The organism is Streptomyces sp. NPDC050560 (genome assembly GCF_044457285.1).
Lineage (GTDB): Bacteria > Actinomycetota > Actinomycetes > Streptomycetales > Streptomycetaceae > Streptomyces.
In genome coordinates this window covers 22,169-38,496 of the sequence record NZ_JBITGT010000020.1, presented here as the reverse complement: position 1 = coordinate 38,496, position 16,328 = coordinate 22,169, and the positions used below count along the sequence as shown (strand labels likewise).

General features: G+C 74.3%; 16 protein-coding genes. 7 read left to right on the top strand and 9 right to left on the bottom strand.

Annotation, left to right across the window (positions count from 1 at the left end):
- The first annotated feature begins 262 nt into the window (after positions 1–262).
- Positions 263–652, top strand: a complete 390-nt coding sequence (locus ACIBIW_RS33200) for a DUF2267 domain-containing protein (RefSeq protein ID WP_399341675.1) — start codon at positions 263–265, stop codon at positions 650–652.
- A 43-nt stretch (positions 653–695) separates the two neighbouring features.
- Here ACIBIW_RS33200 and ACIBIW_RS33195 read toward each other — a convergent pair whose 3' ends face one another.
- The 5 genes from ACIBIW_RS33195 to ACIBIW_RS33175 all read right to left on the bottom strand — a co-directional run bounded on the left by ACIBIW_RS33195 (position 696) and on the right by ACIBIW_RS33175 (position 6,139).
- Positions 696–1,136 carry a response regulator gene (locus tag ACIBIW_RS33195; RefSeq protein WP_399341673.1) on the bottom strand — a complete coding sequence of 147 codons (441 nt, stop codon included), beginning with the start codon at positions 1,134–1,136 and terminating at the stop codon, positions 696–698.
- Positions 1,133–2,815 (bottom strand): ATP-binding protein, encoded by a 1,683-nt coding sequence (locus ACIBIW_RS33190; protein WP_399341671.1) that lies wholly within the window; start codon positions 2,813–2,815, stop codon positions 1,133–1,135. The genes ACIBIW_RS33195 and ACIBIW_RS33190 overlap by 4 nt, the downstream gene beginning before the upstream one ends.
- A complete protein-coding gene (locus tag ACIBIW_RS33185; protein WP_399341670.1) occupies positions 2,812–4,059 on the bottom strand; it encodes a PP2C family protein-serine/threonine phosphatase in 1,248 nt (415 codons plus the stop codon). The genes ACIBIW_RS33190 and ACIBIW_RS33185 overlap by 4 nt, the downstream gene beginning before the upstream one ends.
- Positions 4,060–4,205: 146 nt before the next feature.
- A complete protein-coding gene (locus ACIBIW_RS33180; RefSeq protein WP_399341668.1) occupies positions 4,206–4,658 on the bottom strand; it encodes an ATP-binding protein in 453 nt (150 codons plus the stop codon).
- Positions 4,659–4,891: 233 nt separating this feature from the next.
- Positions 4,892–6,139: a nucleotide disphospho-sugar-binding domain-containing protein gene (locus ACIBIW_RS33175; RefSeq protein ID WP_399341666.1), complete on the bottom strand. Its 1,248-nt coding sequence runs from the start codon at positions 6,137–6,139 to the stop codon at positions 4,892–4,894.
- Positions 6,140–6,406: 267 nt separating this feature from the next.
- Between ACIBIW_RS33175 and ACIBIW_RS33170 the strand changes: the two genes are divergently transcribed.
- From ACIBIW_RS33170 to ACIBIW_RS33145, 6 genes are all read left to right on the top strand, one after another.
- Positions 6,407–7,399, top strand: coding sequence for a GlxA family transcriptional regulator (locus ACIBIW_RS33170; RefSeq protein WP_399341664.1), 993 nt, complete (start codon positions 6,407–6,409; stop codon positions 7,397–7,399).
- A 134-nt stretch (positions 7,400–7,533) separates the two neighbouring features.
- The gene (locus ACIBIW_RS33165) at positions 7,534–8,160 is read left to right on the top strand and encodes a DJ-1/PfpI family protein (RefSeq protein ID WP_399341663.1); all 627 of its coding nucleotides are present in this window, start codon (positions 7,534–7,536) and stop codon (positions 8,158–8,160) included.
- A 145-nt stretch (positions 8,161–8,305) separates the two neighbouring features.
- Positions 8,306–9,535: a DUF4032 domain-containing protein gene (locus tag ACIBIW_RS33160; RefSeq protein ID WP_399341662.1), complete on the top strand. Its 1,230-nt coding sequence runs from the start codon at positions 8,306–8,308 to the stop codon at positions 9,533–9,535.
- Positions 9,536–9,632: 97 nt separating this feature from the next.
- A complete protein-coding gene (locus ACIBIW_RS33155) occupies positions 9,633–10,673 on the top strand; it encodes a Ku protein (protein ID WP_399341660.1) in 1,041 nt (346 codons plus the stop codon).
- 93 nt (positions 10,674–10,766) lie between these two features.
- On the top strand, positions 10,767–11,243 hold the full coding sequence (locus tag ACIBIW_RS33150) for a VOC family protein (protein ID WP_399341659.1): 477 nt from the start codon (positions 10,767–10,769) through the stop codon (positions 11,241–11,243).
- A 140-nt stretch (positions 11,244–11,383) separates the two neighbouring features.
- Positions 11,384–12,028, top strand: coding sequence for a phosphoribosyltransferase (locus ACIBIW_RS33145; RefSeq protein WP_399341656.1), 645 nt, complete (start codon positions 11,384–11,386; stop codon positions 12,026–12,028).
- A gap of 140 nt (positions 12,029–12,168) precedes the next feature.
- Here ACIBIW_RS33145 and ACIBIW_RS33140 read toward each other — a convergent pair whose 3' ends face one another.
- From ACIBIW_RS33140 to ACIBIW_RS33125, 4 genes are all read right to left on the bottom strand, one after another.
- On the bottom strand, positions 12,169–12,645 hold the full coding sequence (locus tag ACIBIW_RS33140; RefSeq protein WP_399341654.1) for a Dps family protein: 477 nt from the start codon (positions 12,643–12,645) through the stop codon (positions 12,169–12,171).
- A 65-nt stretch (positions 12,646–12,710) separates the two neighbouring features.
- A complete protein-coding gene (locus ACIBIW_RS33135; protein WP_399341653.1) occupies positions 12,711–12,902 on the bottom strand; it encodes a hypothetical protein in 192 nt (63 codons plus the stop codon).
- A 107-nt stretch (positions 12,903–13,009) separates the two neighbouring features.
- The gene (locus tag ACIBIW_RS33130; RefSeq protein WP_399341651.1) at positions 13,010–15,259 is read right to left on the bottom strand and encodes a catalase; all 2,250 of its coding nucleotides are present in this window, start codon (positions 15,257–15,259) and stop codon (positions 13,010–13,012) included.
- A gap of 41 nt (positions 15,260–15,300) precedes the next feature.
- On the bottom strand, positions 15,301–16,302 hold the full coding sequence (locus ACIBIW_RS33125) for an SDR family NAD(P)-dependent oxidoreductase (protein ID WP_399341649.1): 1,002 nt from the start codon (positions 16,300–16,302) through the stop codon (positions 15,301–15,303).
- Positions 16,303–16,328 lie beyond the last annotated feature (26 nt).

The window sequence follows — 16,328 nt, the reverse complement described above, 5'->3', positions numbered from 1 at the left end:
GCGGGCGCGTTCGGGACGGGGCGCCGGGCGTGTCGGCCCGATTCGCAGGCCGGGGGCGGCGCGCCGGGGGCGCGGGGGCGTGCCGGGGGGCGCGGCTACGAGCGGCCGGGCGGAGCCGGGGCACGGACGGGTGACGCTGTTCACCCTGGCGCATATTGCCCGATTACGCTGCCGGAAGCCGGGTAGCCGAGCTGGCGCGACATGTGTCCGGGCGTCCCCGCCCGATACCGGCACGGTGTACGAGGCCAGGACAGGAGACGCCATGGATGGGCCGTTGGAAGCGCTGCTCGACCAGGTCAGAGCGGGCGGCGCGGGCACGTCGCGGCAGGACGCGGCGCGGGTGGCGCAGCGGGTGCTCGGGGTGCTCGGCGCCCACCTGGACGGCGGTGCCCGTGCCGACCTCGCCCTGGTGCTGCCGTATCCGTGTGGGCTGATTCTGGCCGACGCGCCCCCCGCGGACGAGCCGCTGGCGACGGAGGACTTCATCCGGGAGGCGGCGGGCGACGTCAGCGACCCGGTGGCGGCGCGGCGCGCGGTCACCGCGGTGCTGGCGGCGGTCGCCGACGTCACGGACGACGCGCTGCTGCGGCGGATGCTGGCGGGGCTGCCGCCGGGGCACGCGGTGCTCTTCGGGCGGATGGAGCCCGCCTGACGCCCCGCCGGGCGGCGCCGAAACGCTCCTGCGGAGCACTGGACTAGGTGCGTGGCAGCCGTACGACGGTGACGAAGAACTCGTCGATCTGCCGGACCGCCGCGATGAACTGATCGAGATCGACCGGTTTGGTCACATATGCATTGGCGTGGAGGCGGTAGCTGCGCAGGATGTCCTCTTCGGCGGAGGACGTGGTGAGGACCACGACCGGGATGTGGGAGAGGTCGGGGTCGGACTTGATGCGCTCCAGGACCTGGCGCCCGTCGTACTTCGGCAGGTTCAGGTCGAGGAGGATGAGGTCGGGGGTGGGGGCGTCGGTGAAGGGCTCCCTGCGGTAGAGGAAGTCGAGCGCCTCCTGCCCGTCGCGGGCGACGTGGAGGCTGTTGCGGATCTTGTTGTCCTCGAACGCCTCGCGGGTCATCAGCTCGTCGCCCGGGTCGTCCTCGACGAGCAGGACCTCGATGGGTTCGCCTTGCGTGGTCACGGGGTGGCTCCCTGGGGTGCGGGCGTTTCTTCGGTGGGCGGGGCGCCGGGGGGCGTCCGGTCTTCTGCGGTGTCGGCGGCGGGGAGGGTGAAGACGATCCTGGTGCCCTCGGTGACGGTGTCGTCGAGGCGGATGAGACCGCCGTGCTGTTCGACGATCTTGCGGCAGAGGGCGAGGCCGATGCCGGTGCCGTCGAACTCGTCGCGGCCGTGCAGCCGCTGGAAGATCACGAAGACCTTCTCGGCGAACTCGGGCGCGATCCCGATGCCGGTGTCGGTGACGCCGAGCCGCCACTGGTCGCCGTCCCGTTCGCAGTCGATCGTGATGCGGCAGGGGGTGTCGGGGCGGCGGAACTTGACGGCATTGCCGACGAGGTTCTGCCAGAGCATGGCGAGGGTGGTGGGGTCGCCGGTGACCCGGGGCAGCTCGGGGGGGCGTACCACCTCGGCGTCGGCGTCCTCGATGCTCGCCTCCAGGTTGGCCAGGGCGCGGTCGAGGACGTCGTCGAGGGCGACCCGGGCCTGTTCGTCGCCGACCCGGCCGACGCGGGAGAACGTCAGCAGGTCGTTGATGAGCACCTGCATGCGGCGGGCGCCGTCGACGGCGAAGGCGATGTACTGGGTGGCCCGCTCGTCGAGCCGGCCGCCGTAGCGCTTCTCCAGGAGCTGGCAGAAGGAGGCGACCTTGCGCAGCGGCTCCTGGAGGTCGTGGGAGGCGACGTAGGCGAACTGCTCCAGTTCCGCGTTGGACCGCTTCAGCTCGGTGGTCTGGTGGGCGAGGAGGTCCTCGCGCGCCTTGGACTCGACGAGTTCGGCGACGACGCGGCGGCGCATCTCCTCGACGGCGTACGCCATCTGCTGGAGGTCGCGCGGGCCCTCGGCATGGATGGTGCGCGCGAAGTCGCCGCCGCTGACGGCGGAGGAGGCGGTCTCCAGCATCCGCAGCGGGCGGCCGACGATGCGGTGCAGCAGCAGTGCGAGCGCGATGCTGCCGACGAGGGCCGCGAGCAGCATGCCGCCGAAGGCGATGGTGCGCAGCTCCCTGGTGTCGCCCACGGAGGCGCGGGTGGTGTCGCGGACCGCGTCGAGGTCGCGCTCGGTGGCGTCGAAGAGCTTGCGGGTGCGGTCGAAGTGGTCCTTGCTGGCGTCCAGTTCGGTGGGCGAGACCCGCTGGCCCGGGGCCGCGGCGATCAGCGGCTCGGCCTGCTGGGTGCGCCAGTTCTCGGCGGAGGCGACGATGCGGTCGAGGTCGTCGACGAGCCGGTCGCGGTCGCCGATGAGGCGGCGCAGCCTTCCGTCGAGGCGGTTCTGCTCCACCTGCCCCGCGGAGTACGGCTCCAGGTAGTCGGGGTCGCGGCTGAGGACGTAGCCCCGTACCCCCGTCTCCTGGTCCACGAGGGCGGTCTCCATCTGGAAGAAGACGGACCTGGCGGGGAGGATGCGGTTGGAGAGGGTGTCCGTCTGGCTGTCGGTGTGGGCCTGGAGGACGGCGCCGACGACGGCGAGGACGATCAGCAGGGTGGTGTTGACGGCGAGGACGAGCTGTGTCCAGCCCTGGGCGGAGAGCCGTCCGACGGGGCGTGGCCGCGCGGGGGCGTCCGTGGGGGGCGTGTCCCCGGGGGGTGGTGGGTCCGCCTGGGGGGCCGCGGGGTCCGGGGGTGGCGGTGGGGGGCCGGTCATCGGGGTCCTGTCCAGGCTATGTCGAGGACGGCGACGTCGTCGGCGAGTCCTCCGTAGGGGGCGGTCAGCTCGATGACGTCGTCGACGACGGCGTCCACGAACGCGCGGCTGCGCAGGCCGAGGTGGCCGCGGGCCAGGGCGAGCAGGCCCTCCTCGCCGAGTCGGTTGCGGGGTGCGGTGACGCCCTCGAAGAGGCCGTCGGTGAAGACGGTGACGGCCTCGACGCCCGCGGTGGCGAGTGCGGTCTCCGGCCAGCTCGCCTGGCCCGCGAGGAGCCCGAGGGCGGGGCCCGCAGGGGGCTCGTAGAGGCGCAGCCCCTCCCGGTGGCGCAGGAGGAGGCCGGGGTGGCCCGCTCTGATCACGGTCAGCTCCTCGCGGGCGGGGCCGAGCCGCAGGGTGGTGAGGGTGGCGAAGACGACGTCCGCGGCGCGCTCGGCGGTCAGGATCTCTTCGAGGAGCCTGATCTGCGCGGTGCCGACGCATCCGGAGAGCACCGCGGCGCGCCAGGCCACCCGCAGGCACACGCCGAGGGCGGCCTCGGCGGCGCCGTGTCCCGAGACGTCGCCTATGACCGCGTGCAGGGTGCCGTCGGCGGTCTGGACGACGTCGTAGAAGTCGCCGCCGAGAAGGGCGTGGTCGCGCCCGGGGCTGTAGCGGGAGGCGATGACGCAGCCGTCGTCGCGCAGCAGCGGGGTGGGCAGCAGGCCGCGTTCGAGGCGGGCGTTCTCCTGTGCGCGCAGCCGGCCCACCTGGAGTTCCGCGCCCGCGCGCTCGACCTGCTTGCGCTGGAGGGCGTAGCGGATGGCGCGGCCGAGCTGTTCCGCGTCGAGGCGGTCCTTGGCGAGGAAGTCCTGGGCGCCCGCGGCGACGGCGGAGAGCCCGGCCTCGCTCTCGGTGAGCCCGGTCAGGACGACGATGGCGGCGTCGGGCGAGATGTCGAGCACCTGCCGGACGGCGACCAGGCCCTGGGTGTCGGGCAGGTGGAGGTCGAGCAGCACGCAGACGGCTCCGACGCGGCCCGCGAGGTACGCCTTCGCCTCGGTGAGGGTCTTCCGCCAGACGACGTCGTAGGGCATGCCGCTGTCGGAGAGCACCTCCGACACCAGGAGGGCGTCGCCCGCGTCGTCCTCGACTAGCAGCAACTCGCCCCCGTGGTCCACTCCGGGCACCGCCCACGGGGCGGCGGACCGCCCGGCGTCGTGCGGTGAAGCGGCGGCGCCGTGCTGTACCGGCCGATCGGCCACGCCCGTCCTCCCCTGGTCATGGGCTGGCGAAGACCGCCTGCTCGCGGGGAATCATAATGACTGAGGGGCCCGTTTCGGCTCGCGGTGCCCTCAGGAGGGGCAACACTGCCCGATTCGTGATGATCGGGCAGCTCCGGGACCGGCCGTCAGCGCCCGAAGGACAGGACGGCCCGTACCCGCTTCCCGACCGGGATGCGCTCCACGCTGACCTCGTCGGCGACGACGTGCACGATCTCCAGGCCGTGGCCGCCGATCCTGCCGGGGTCGGCCGGGTAGCGGTGGGGCAGGGTGGCGCTGCTGTCGTAGACGGTGACGGTCACGGACTCGTCGGTGCCCTCGAGTTCGAGGACGTAGGGGCCGTGGCTGTGGACGTCGGCGTTGGTGACGAGTTCGCTGACGATGAGGAGGATGTCGCCGCGGGCGCGGTCGTCGAGGACGGCGCACCACTCCGCGGCCAGTTGCTCGACGAACATCCCGGCGAAGCCCCGGGCGTCGGCGATACAGCCGGGCTCGCCCGTGTACTGGGTGGTGCGGCGCAGGGGGTCGACGGGCACGTCGTAGGGCGCCGTCGAGGCTGCTCCGTCCCCGTACTCACTCATGCGCATCACTCTCGCGTCTCCCGGACGACGCCTGCCCGGGCATGGGACCCTACTGCATTTCTCCCTACCCCGTTCGGCGCACCGTAGCCCTCAGCTCTCCCGGGCGTCGCCCCGGGTGCCCCGCCCGAAAGGGTTTCGGCCCCGAAGGGCGGGGCGTACGGGGCGCGTGCGCGGGCCGCTGTCACTCCCGCGAGTGAACGGCGGCTGTGCCACGGCACGGTGCGGGCCGGGGGTCAGGGGGCGAGGCGTTCGAGGGCGGTGAGCACCGGCGCGACGCCGTCCTCGTCGGCGAGACGGGCGGCGAGGGCGCGGGCCCTGCGGGTGTACGAGGCGTCGGCGGTGGCGGTGCGCAGCGCGTCGGCGAGCGGCCCGAGGGTGAGGTCGCGCAGCGGGACGACGGCGGGGGCGACGCCGAGCGCCGCGAGCCGCGCGGCCCAGAATCCGGCGTCGAACTGGACGGGCAGCGGCACGGAGGGCACCCCGGCGCGCAGGGCCGCGGCGGTGGTTCCCGCGCCCGCGTGGTGGACGACGGCGGCCATCCTGGGGAAAGCGGCGGAGTGCGGGAGTTCGCCGACGGTCAGCATGTCGGGCCCGTCGGCGCGCAGTCCGCTCCAGCCGCGCTGGAAGACGCCGCGCAGGCCCGCGGCGCGCAGGGCGGCGGCGATGGTGGCGCTGAGCCTGCGGGGGTGCGGGACGGTGGCGCTGCCGAAGCCGACGAAGACGGGCGGCGGGCCCGCGTCGAGGAAGGCCGTGAGCCGTTCGGGCAGCGGGGGCCCGGGCGGGTCGTGCGGCCACCAGTACCCCGCGACGCCGAGCCCGGGGCGCCAGTCGCGGGGGCGGGGAACGACGAGCGGGCTGAAGCCGTGCTGCACCGGCCAGTCGCCCGCCTCGCGGGCCCTGCGGGCGTCGCGGGCGGCCAGCGGGTGGAGCCCGAGGCGGGCCCGCAGGGTGCGGTTGGCCCCGGCGAAGATCTGGTCGACGGCGACGTTCAGGGCGCGCCCCGCGAGCAGGTTGCCCGCAGGGCCGAGGGAGCGGGAGGCGACGACGGCGGGGGCGAACTCCCGGGTGGCGGCCAGCGGCTGGAGGAAGACCCCCATGCTGGGGCGGCGCAGGCCCTCGGCGATGGTGTGGCCGAGCGGCGCGAGGGAGGCCGAGAGCAGCAGCACGTCGGCGGCGTCGGCGGCCGCGACGAGTTCGTGCGTCAACTGGCCGACGAGGGAGCGGGCGAGGGCGACGAGCCTGAGGAGCTTTCCGGTACCGGTGGTGCTGCGGTGCAGCGCCCTGCCGCGCCCGGTGGCGAGTTCCGCGCGCGGGTCGACGGGCAGGGCGTGGAAGCGGAGCCCGGCCGCGGCGGCCAAGGGGGCGAAGGTGGCGTGGGTGACAAGGGTGACGTCGTGGCCCGCCCGGGCCAGCCCGTGTCCGAGTCCCGTGTAAGGGGCCACGTCGCCCCTCGATCCCGCCGTCATCACCGCCACACGCATGGGCGCCAGTATGGCCGGGGGCGAGCGGGGCCGGGGGCCGGGGGCGAGTGCCCGGGGATGGGCGGGGAGCGGGGGCGGACCGGTGGGCGTCGAAACTTACCGAAATCAAACCGATACGGAGAGTGTTCGCGCGGGGGCGGGGGGTGCGGCGGGGTGCGGGCGCGGAGGCGGGGGGCGTGGGATGCGGCGGCGGTCACGGGGATGTTGGCAGGATTCGTCAGAAGGCTGTCATTGCCGCCATCGCGGCGGGCGGCCCAGAATCGTGGTGTGACCAGCCGACGCATCGTCTTCGCTGTCTTTCCCGACTTCCAGATCCTCGATCTGACGGGCCCCATGGAGGTGTTCGCCCAGGCCGACCGCCGCCTCGGCGCCGTCCAGGACCAGCGGGGGTACGTGCTGGACCAGGTGGCGGCGGTGCCCGGGCCCGTCCGCGCCACCTGCGGCCTCGCGGTGTCCCCCGCCGTCGCGCCGGGTGACGTCGCGGCGGGCGGGCCGGTGGACACCCTCGTCGCCGTGGGCGGGCCGGGGGTGCGCGGGGCATGCGAGGACGACCGGTTCGTCGGCTGGTTCCGGGAGGCCGCGACGGGGGCGCGGCGGGTGGCGTCGGTGTGCAGCGGGGCGTTCCTGCTGGCGCGTGCGGGGCTGTTGGACGGGCGGCGCGCGGTGACGCACTGGTCGGTGTGCGAGCTGCTGGCCGAGCGGTACCCGCTGGTGGCGGTCGACCCCGACCCGATCTTCGTCAGGGACGGCCCGGTGTGGACCTCCGCGGGGGTCACGGCGGGCATCGACCTCGCGCTCGCCCTGGTCGAGGACGACCACGGCCCCGAGTTGGCCAGGGCGATCGCGCGGCGTCTCGTGATGTTCGTGCAGCGGCCGGGCGGCCAGGCGCAGTTCAGCGCGCAGCTCGCCGCGCAGCGGCCGGTGCGGGCGCCGCTGCGGGGCGTGCAGGACTGGATCGCGGACCATCTCGACGGCGACCTGTCGGTGGCGGCGCTCGCGGCGCGGGCCGGGATGAGCGAGCGCAACTTCGCGCGGGTGTTCCGGGCGGAGACCGGCAGCACGCCCGCCGCCTATGTGGAGTCGGCCCGGGTGGAGGCGGCGCGGCGGCTGCTGGAGACGACCGGCATCCCGGTGGACGGGGTGGCGCGGGCGTGCGGCTTCGGCACACCGGAGACGCTGCACCGCAGCTTCCGGCGGACGCTGAAGGTGCCGCCCGGCGAGTACCGGAGGCGGTTCGCCTCCGTGGGGGCCGTGGGCTGACACGGCGCACGCCCCGCCGTGGGGCGGGCATGGCGCAGGTCCGGGGCGGCACCTCCGCTGGGCCCGCGGTCCCCCGCGGGCGCGCCCCGGAGGTTTCCTTCTTCTTATCGAGGACGACGAGAGGCTGAGCAGTCATGCGTGTTGTCATTCCGGTCTTCGACGGGTTCACGGCGCTGGACGCGGTGGGCCCCTACGAGCTGCTGCGGATGGTCCCCGGCGCCGAGGTGGTGTGGGCCGCCGAGCGGCGAGGCCCCGTGGCAGACCACGCGCGCGGCCTTGAGCTGGTCGCGGAGGCGGCGTTCGACGAGGTCGACGCGGCGGACGTGCTGGTGGTGCCCGGCGGCCCCGGTGCGCGCTCCAGGACCGGCGACGAGCGGCTGACGGGCTGGCTGCGGCGGGTGCACGGGACCACCACGTGGACCACGTCGGTGTGCACGGGCTCGCTGCTGCTGGGCGCCGCCGGCCTGCTCGAAGGACTGACGGCGACCACGCACTGGAGCGCGGTGCCTGACCTGGAGGCGTTCGGGGCGTCGTACACCGCGGAGCGCGTGGTGGTGCACGAGGACGAGCGGATCATCACCTCGGCCGGGGTGTCCTCCGGTATCGACATGGCGATGGTGCTCTCCGACCGGCTCGCGGGCCCCGTCGTGGCGCAGACGGTCCAGCTCTTCGTCGAGTACGACCCGCAGCCGCCGTTCGACTCCGGCTCCTGGGCGAAGGCGCCTGAGGAGGTCCGGGAGCGGGCCCGCTCGTTCCGGTAGCGGAGGGGGCGGTCCGCCGGGTGCCGGGTTCACCCGTGCGGCGCAGGCGCGGGCATAATTCTCCGCGACGCCCCGGGCAATGGTGCCGCGCGGACAGAACCGGGCCGGCCCGCGGCCCGTACCGGCCCGAAGGACGCGAAACGGCATGGCTTTGCAGATCAGCGCCACCAACCCGGAGCATCCGACCCTGCTGCTCGACCTGCCCTGGCAGCTTCCGCTGGCCGAGTGGCCCGAGCGCCATCTGGTGCCGCTGCCGCGGGGCATCTCCCGGCATGTGGTGCGCTACGCGCGCGCCGGGGACGAGGTGGTGGCCGTCAAGGAGCTGGCGGAGCGGCCCGCGCTGCGCGAGTACGAGCTGCTGCGCGGCCTCGACAGGATCGGGATACCGGCCGTCGACCCGCTCGCCGTGGTCACGGGCCGCACCGACGGCGACGGGGAGCCGCTGGAGCCGGTGCTGATCACCCGGCATCTGCGGGGCTCCCAGCCGTACCGCTCGATGTTCGAGACGACGATGCGCCCCGGCACCGTGCACCGGCTGATGGACGCGCTCGCGGTGCTGCTGGTGCGGCTGCACCTGGCGGGTTTCGCCTGGGGCGACTGCTCGCTGTCGAACACCCTGTTCCGGCGGGACGCGGGGGCGTACGCCGCGTATCTGGTGGACGCCGAGACCGGCGAGTTCCAGCCGTCGCTGAGCGCGGGGCAGCGGGGGTACGACATCGAACTGGCCACGATGAACATCAGCGGGGAGATGCTGGACCTGGAGGCGGCGGGCGCGCTGCACCCCTCGCTCGACCCGATCGCGTTCGGCACCGAGGTCGGGCAGCGGTACGAGGAGCTGTGGGACGAGCTGACCAGGACGTCGGTGTACCCGGCGGGCAAGCGGCACCACATCGAGCGGCGGATACGGCGGCTGAACGACCTCGGCTTCGACGTCGCCGAGATGCAGATCGCGCACAACAGCAACGGCGACACGGTGACGTTCGTGCCGAAGGTCGTCGACGCGGGCCACCACCAGCGCCAGTTGCTGCGGCTGACCGGGCTCGACGCCGAGGAGAACCAGGCCCGCAGGCTGCTGGGCGACCTGGAGTCCTGGATGGCGACGCAGGAGGACTACGAGCCGGACGACCCGCTCGGCGCCCGGCCCGAGGTGCTGGCGCACCGCTGGGTGCGCGAGGTGTTCCGGCCGACGGTGCGCACGGTGTCCACGGAGATCAGGCGGGCGATGGACCCGGCGGAGCTGTACCACGAGCTGCTCGAACACCGCTGGTACCTGTCCCAGCGCGCCCAGCACGACGTGGGGCTCGACGCCGCGGCGCAGGACTATCTGCGCACCATCGCGCCGCAGCGGCTGCGGGAGGCCGAGGCCGGGGAGTGACGGGGCCCCCGGCCGCCCCCGGCGGGCGTGGGCGGGGCCCGGGATGCGGTGCGGGTCCTGCGGGGGTGCCATGGAGGGTGGAGGAGGTGGCATCCGCATGGCACGTCCTGTCTGGACCGGGACCCTGGCCTTCGGCCTGGTGTCGCTGCCCGTGGGCCTGTACACCGCGACCGACAGCCACACCATCCGCTTCCACCAGATGCAGCGCGGCACCTCCGACAGGGTGCGCAACAGGCGGGTGAACGAGCGGACGGGCAAGGAGGTCGCGCCCGACGACATCGTCAAGGGCTACGACGCGGGCGACGCGTACGTGGTCGTCGAGCCCGAGGAGCTGAGGGACGTGGCGCCCGGCAGGTCCCAGGCGCTTGAGGTGTCCGGGTTCGTCGACCTGGACGAGATCCCGCCCGTCTTCTTCGACCGCACCTACTACCTCGGCCCCCGCGGCAACGCGCACGACAAGGTGTACGCGCTGCTGGTGACGGCGCTCGACAGGACCGGCAGGGCGGCCATGGCCACGTTCGTGATGCGCAGCAAGGAGTACCTGGTCGCCGTGCAGGCGGAGGACGGCGTGCTGGCGCTGCACACCCTGCACTGGGCCGACGAGGTCCGCGACCCGCGCCGGGTGGTGGAGGGCCTGCCCGAGGAGGCCGGATACAGCGAGGGGGAACTGGACACCGCACGCCGGCTCATCGACACGCTGAGCATGCAGTGGCGGCCGGAGGACTTCCACGACACCTTCCAGGAGCGGGTGGCGGAGCTGGTGCGGGCCAAGCAGGCGGGCGAGCCGGTGGCGAAGGCCGAGGCGCCCGCGGAGCCGACCAACGTGGTGGACCTGATGGACGCGCTGCGGGCCAGCGTGGACCGGGCGAAGGGCCCGGGCGGCGGCGGTCCTGGCGGGCACGGGGGCCGCGGCGCCCGCCGCCCGGGCGCGGGGCGCGGGCGCGGCGGCAGGGGCTCCTCGGGGGGCGGGCGGCGCGGCGGCGGGTCCGGGGCGCGCCGGGAGCCGCTGGAGGACATGACCAAGGCCGAGCTGTACCGGCGGGCCGCGGACGCGGGCGTCGAGGGCCGGTCAGGGATGAACCGGCGGGAGCTGATCGAGGCGCTGGGCGGCGGCCGACAGCGGCGCACGGCGTCCTGAGGCAGCCCGCGCGCGGCACACCGATGAGTTGCGCCCGGCGCGGCGGTCTCCCCTCCACCACAGCACGGCGGTACCTGAGGCGAGGAGAGCGCCATGCCCCGGATCAACCCGAATCTCTGGTTCGACACCCAGGCGGAAGAGGCCGCCGAGTTCTACGTGTCCGTCTTCCCGAACTCGTCGGTCACCCGTGTCTCGTACTACGGCGAGGCGGGGCCAGGCCCCGCGGGCACGGTGCTGACCGTGGACTTCGCACTCGACGGGCAGCGGTTCACCGCCATCAACGGCGGCCCCGAGTTCACCTTCGACGAGGCGGTGTCGCTGCTGGTCGACTGCGCCGACCAGGCCGAGGTCGACTACTACTGGGAGCGGCTGCTCGAAGGCGGCGGCAAGGAGAGCCAGTGCGGCTGGCTGAAGGACAAGTACGGGCTGTCGTGGCAGGTGGTGCCCGCCGAGCTGGAGGAGCTGGTCGCGTCCGACGACCCGGCACGCGCCGACCGCGTCATGCGGGCCATGTTCGGCATGGGCAGGCTGGACCTCGCCGCCCTGCGGGCCGCCGCCCACGGGGGGTGAGCCGCCGTCGCGCGGGAACCCGGTGGAGGGCGCCGTGGCGGCGCCCGGGTCCCGGGACGGCGCGGGGGCGGCTGGGATGCGCGCTCCCCCGCGGGTCACCAGACTGGGACGAGCACGGTACGCACCCAGGGAGCGACCCCATGCGATTCGCAGACCGCAGACAGGCCGGGCTCGACCTCGCCGACTGGTTCCAGGAGTGGCCGCAGACGAGCCTGCTCACCGACCCCATCGTCCTGGCGAGGCCGCGCGGCGGTGTACTGGTCGGCGCCGAGCTGGCGCGGGCGCTGCGGGCCCCCCTCGACGTCCTGCCGATCCTCAAGATCGGGATGCCGGGGCGGTGGCAGACTCCGGTGGGCGCGCTCGCGGACGGCGACGACCCGGTCTACGACCGGCAGGCGCTCGATGTGCTGGGCCTCGGCGACGAGGAGCTTGCGCCCGAGGTCGCCCGGGTCCGTGACGAGGTGCGGCGGCGGGAGCGGGTGTTCCGTGAGGACCGCCCCGCGCCGCGGCTCGCCGACAGGACGGTGATCCTCGTCGACGACGGGCTCGCCACCGGGTCCACCGCCCGCGCCGCGGCCCGGCACCTGCGCAAGAAGGGCCCGGAGCGGCTGATCCTCGCGGTGCCGGTGGGCAGCCCCGACACCGCGCAGACCCTGCGGGACGAGGCCGACGACGTGGTGTGTGTGCACCTGCCGGAGCACTTCAGGTCGGTCGCCCAGTGGTACGACGACTTCTCGCAGGTCAGCGACGATGAGGTGGTGGCCGTGCTGCGGTCCTTCGACTGAGCGGGCCGGGCCACCGCCGCCACCACTGCCCCGACCATCGCGCAACCGCTGCCCCGGCCGCCTTCACGGTGGCCGGGGCAGCGGCGTGCCGCCGTCCCGGCGGGCGGTGGCGGGACGGCGGCACGGGGCGTGGCGGCGGGTCAGGTCTGCTGCTGCTCCGCCTGGAACATCCAGTGGTGCATCTCCAGCTTCGCCGCGAGGCCGATGAAGATGTCCTGGGTGACCAGGTCCGTCTTCTCGGTCAGGTCGATGCGCTCGCGCAGCCGCTTGACGGCGTCGGCGAGGGCGCGCACCAGCAGGTCGACGACCTGGGTGTCCTTCTGCCAGCCGTCGTCGGACGAGGTGAGCCCCGAGGTGTCGGCCACGGTCCTGGCGCGGCCGTCGGGTGACACCCCGATCGCGGCGGCGCGCTCGGCGACCGTGTCGGCGTAGGAGCGTGCGGTGCTGACCACCTCGTCGAGCTGGAGGTGGATCGAGCGGAAGCGGGGGCCCACGATGTTCCAGTGCGCCTGCTTCGCGAGCAGCGACAGGTCGAGCAGGTCCGCGAGTGCGGACTGGAGTGCCTTACCTGTCTCCCTGCGCGCCTGGTCGGGCAGCGGGCTCTGAATGGCAGCCATGTTGTCGTCCCCTTCGTCGTGCCTGGGATACGTGGGTCGCGGGTGGCCTGGCGCGGCGGCGGGAGTCAGTCCTCGCCGCGCACCACGTTCCACTCCGGGTCGCGTTCGTCGGGTGGCGCTGCCTCGCCGCGGCGCGGCAGCGGGGAGACGCAGGTGCGCACTCCCCCGGCCCTGCGGCGCCGCACGGCGAGTGTCGACCGCGGACGCCCGGCCAGGTCGGGCCTCGACCAGGTCCCGGCGCGCTCTGCGGTGTCCATCAATACTCAGCCTCCTCAGCGTGTACGCGGGTCGGGTACCTCGCCGGGCGGCGTCCATGCCCCCGCGGCGCGCCTTTCCTGGAGCGCCGCCGGGGGGGCGGGGCGGGTCAGGCGGCGAAGCGCTGCCAGACCCGGTGGCCGGCGACGAGTTCGACGACCGGGGCCAGGACCTCCTCGGCGCTCTCGCCGACGATGACGCCCGCGGCGCCCTCGGGGACTCCTGCCTCGCGCAGCGCGTCGCCCGCGCCGTCCCAGCCGCCGATGGCCTTGCCGTGGCGGTACGCCTCGCCGAGGAGCAGCAGGGCGCGCGGGTCGGTGGCGCCGCCTCCGGGGGCCGCGGCCTCGGCGTCGCGGGCCCCGAAGGCGTCGGCGGCAGGACCCGGTGCCCCGGCGAGCAGCAGCGCGTCGAACTCGACGGAGCGTGCGGTGCCGAAGGTGCGCTGCACGGTGACGGGGCCGCCGTCGCCGTCGAGCACGCCGCCGGAGGGGGCGATGACGAGGGGCACCATGTCCTGGTCGAGGACCGCGGAGCGCAGCGCGTCGAGCACGGCGAGGTCGCCGCCGGGCCCCGCGACGATCCCGATGACCCTGCCGTCGGTGGGCCAGGCGCCCCCGACCTGGGAGAGGGCCGGCGAGGGTGCGACGTCGGCGAGGGGCTCCCCGGGCTCGGGTGCGGGCAGTCCGAGGCCCTTGGCGACCGCCGCGCACAGCTCGGGGTCGATCTGGGCGAGTACCCGCAGCCCGCGCTCCTTGACGGCCTGCTCGAAGCACTTGCCCAGCTCGAAGGTGTAGGCGAGGACGATGTGCTCCTGCTCGACGCGGCTCATGCTGCGCCAGAAGCGGCGGGGCTGGCTGAAGTGGTCGTCGAAGGTGGCGGCGGCGTCGCGCACCTTGCGGCCCGCGGGGACCTCCCGCGGCACCTCCACGTACGCGGCCGGGTCGGTGGGGGCGCTGTCGGCGCCGCCGGCGAGGAAGGGGCAGCCGCCGTCGAGGGAGTTGGGCCGGTACGGTGCGACGCCGCGGTGCACGGCGGTCTGGTGCATGCCGTCGCGGAGCATGTCGTTGACGGGGGCGTGCGGGCGGTTGACGGGGATCTGGGCGAAGTTGGGGCCGCCGAGCCGGGTGATCTGGGTGTCGAGGTAGGAGAAGAGCCGCCCGGCGAGCAGCGGGTCGTCGGTGACGTCGATGCCGGGGACGAGGTGGCCGGGGTGGAAGGCGACCTGTTCGGTCTCGGCGAAGTAGTTCGACGGGTTGGCGTCGAGGGTGAGCAGCCCGATCGGCTGTACCGGGGCCAGCTCCTCGGGGACGAGGTTCGTCGGGTCGAGCAGGTCGATGCCCTCGAACATCTGGTCCTCGGTGTCGGGGAAGGTCTGGATGCCGAACTCCCACTGCGGGTAGGCGCCCGCCTCGATGGCGTCGGCGAGGTCCCTGCGGTGGAAGTCGGGGTCGACACCGCTGGTGATCTGCGCCTCCTCCCACACCATGGAGTGCACCCCGAGGCGCGGCTTCCAGTGGAACTTGACGAGGGTGGTGGCGCCTTCGGCGTTCACGAGCCGGAAGGTGTGGATGCCGAAGCCCTCCATCATCCGCAGGGAGCGGGGGATGCCGCGGTCGGACATGTTCCAGAGGGTGTGGTGGGTGGCCTCGGTGTGCAGGGTGACGAAGTCCCAGAAGGTGTCGTGGGCGCTCTGCGCCTGGGGGATCTCCCGGTCGGGGTGCGGTTTTCCGGCGTGGATGACGTCGGGGAACTTGATGGCGTCCTGGATGAAGAACACCGGGATGTTGTTGCCGACGAGGTCGAAGACGCCCTCGTCGGTGTAGAACTTCGTGGCGAAGCCGCGGGTGTCGCGGACGGTGTCCGCGGAGCCCCGGGAGCCCAGGACGGTGGAGAAGCGCACGAAGACCGGTGTCTCGACGTCCTTGCCGAGGAAGGCGGCCTTGGTGACGGGGGCGGCGGTGCCGTAGCCGCGGAAGACGCCGTGTGCGGCGGCCCCGCGCGCGTGCACCACGCGCTCCGGTATCCGCTCGTGGTCGAAGTGGGTGACCTTCTCGCGCAGATGGTGGTCCTGGAGCAGGACGGGGCCGCGCGGCCCGGCCTTCAGCGAGTGGTCGGTCTCGTAGAGCCGGTTTCCCTGAGCGGTCGTCAGATAGTCGCCGCCCTGGGCGACTTGATCCTGGTCGGCGCCGGTGGGGCGGCCCGTGGGGCTGACGGTGGCGGGTCCCGACTGGTCGGACTTCGGCGGCAGCGGGGGGCGGGGCGCGGTGGGTTCCTGCGCCGCCGGGGACTCGGGGGCCGGTTTGCCCGGTATGCCGTTCTCGGTGTCCTCGGCCTTGTTGCGGGGGGCGTTCTCGCTCATGGCTGCTCCAGGCTCTCGGGGGTGGGTGGCGTCGGTGCGCCTCACCGGTGCTGTGGCCGGGGTGCGGCTGGGCGCTCGTTGTAGGCGGTGGCGGCGCGGTCGCCGAGGGCGCTGCCCCAGGCCCGCAGCCGGGCGGCGACGGGGTGGGCGGGCGGCGGTGTGTCGCGGCCCTTGCGCAGCCCGCCCGCGGTGCCGGTCGGCGCCGGAAGCAGCCGGTCGGCCACGGCGGTGAGCCGGGTGGTGGCGGCGGGCGCGATGCCGTGCAGGACGGCGGCGGCCTTGGCGGCGGGGGTGAGGACGATCCGGGTGCGGCGGCGCTCGACGGCGGCGACGATACGCTCCGCCGCACGCGCCGCGTCCATGGACACCAGCGGGGCTCCGGCGAGCGCGGAGAACCAGCCGAACTCCCGGCCCGCGTCGCCGCCGAACTCGGCCTGGAGGTGGGAGCCGGTCCGCATCAGTCCCGGGTGCACGGCGGTGACGGAGACGCCGTCCTTGGCCAGTTCCGCGTGGAGCCCCTCGGCGAGGGCGCCGACGGCGGACTTGGCGCAGGCGTACGGCAGCAGGTGCGGCGGCGCCACGATCCCGCCGACCGAGCCGATCAGGCCGAGCCGTCCGCCCGCGGGGCTCTCCCGCAGGTAGGGCAGTGCTTCGAGGGAGGTGTGCAGGGCGCCGCGGAAGATGCCGTCCATGGCCCGCTCGAACTCGGCGGCGCCGATGTCGCGTACCGGGGCGACCTGGATGATGCCCGCGCAGGCCAGCACGGTGTCGATGCCGCCCCGCCCGTGCGCGGCGGTGCGCATCATGTCGCGCACGGCGGCCCGGTCGGCGACGTCGCAGACGGCGGTGCGGATGCCGTGGCGGCCGCGGGCCCGCAGCAGGTCGGCGGCGCGGTCGAGTTCGTCCGGGTCGCGGGCGGCGAGGGTGACGGTGCTGCCGCGGGCGGCGAGCCGGTCGGCCATCAGCAGGCCGAGGCCGCGCGAGCCGCCGGTGACGACGGAGGTGAGGCCCTGGAGGGGCGCCGGGGTGTGTGACGGTGCCACGCGGTTCTCCTTCGGTCGTGCCCTCT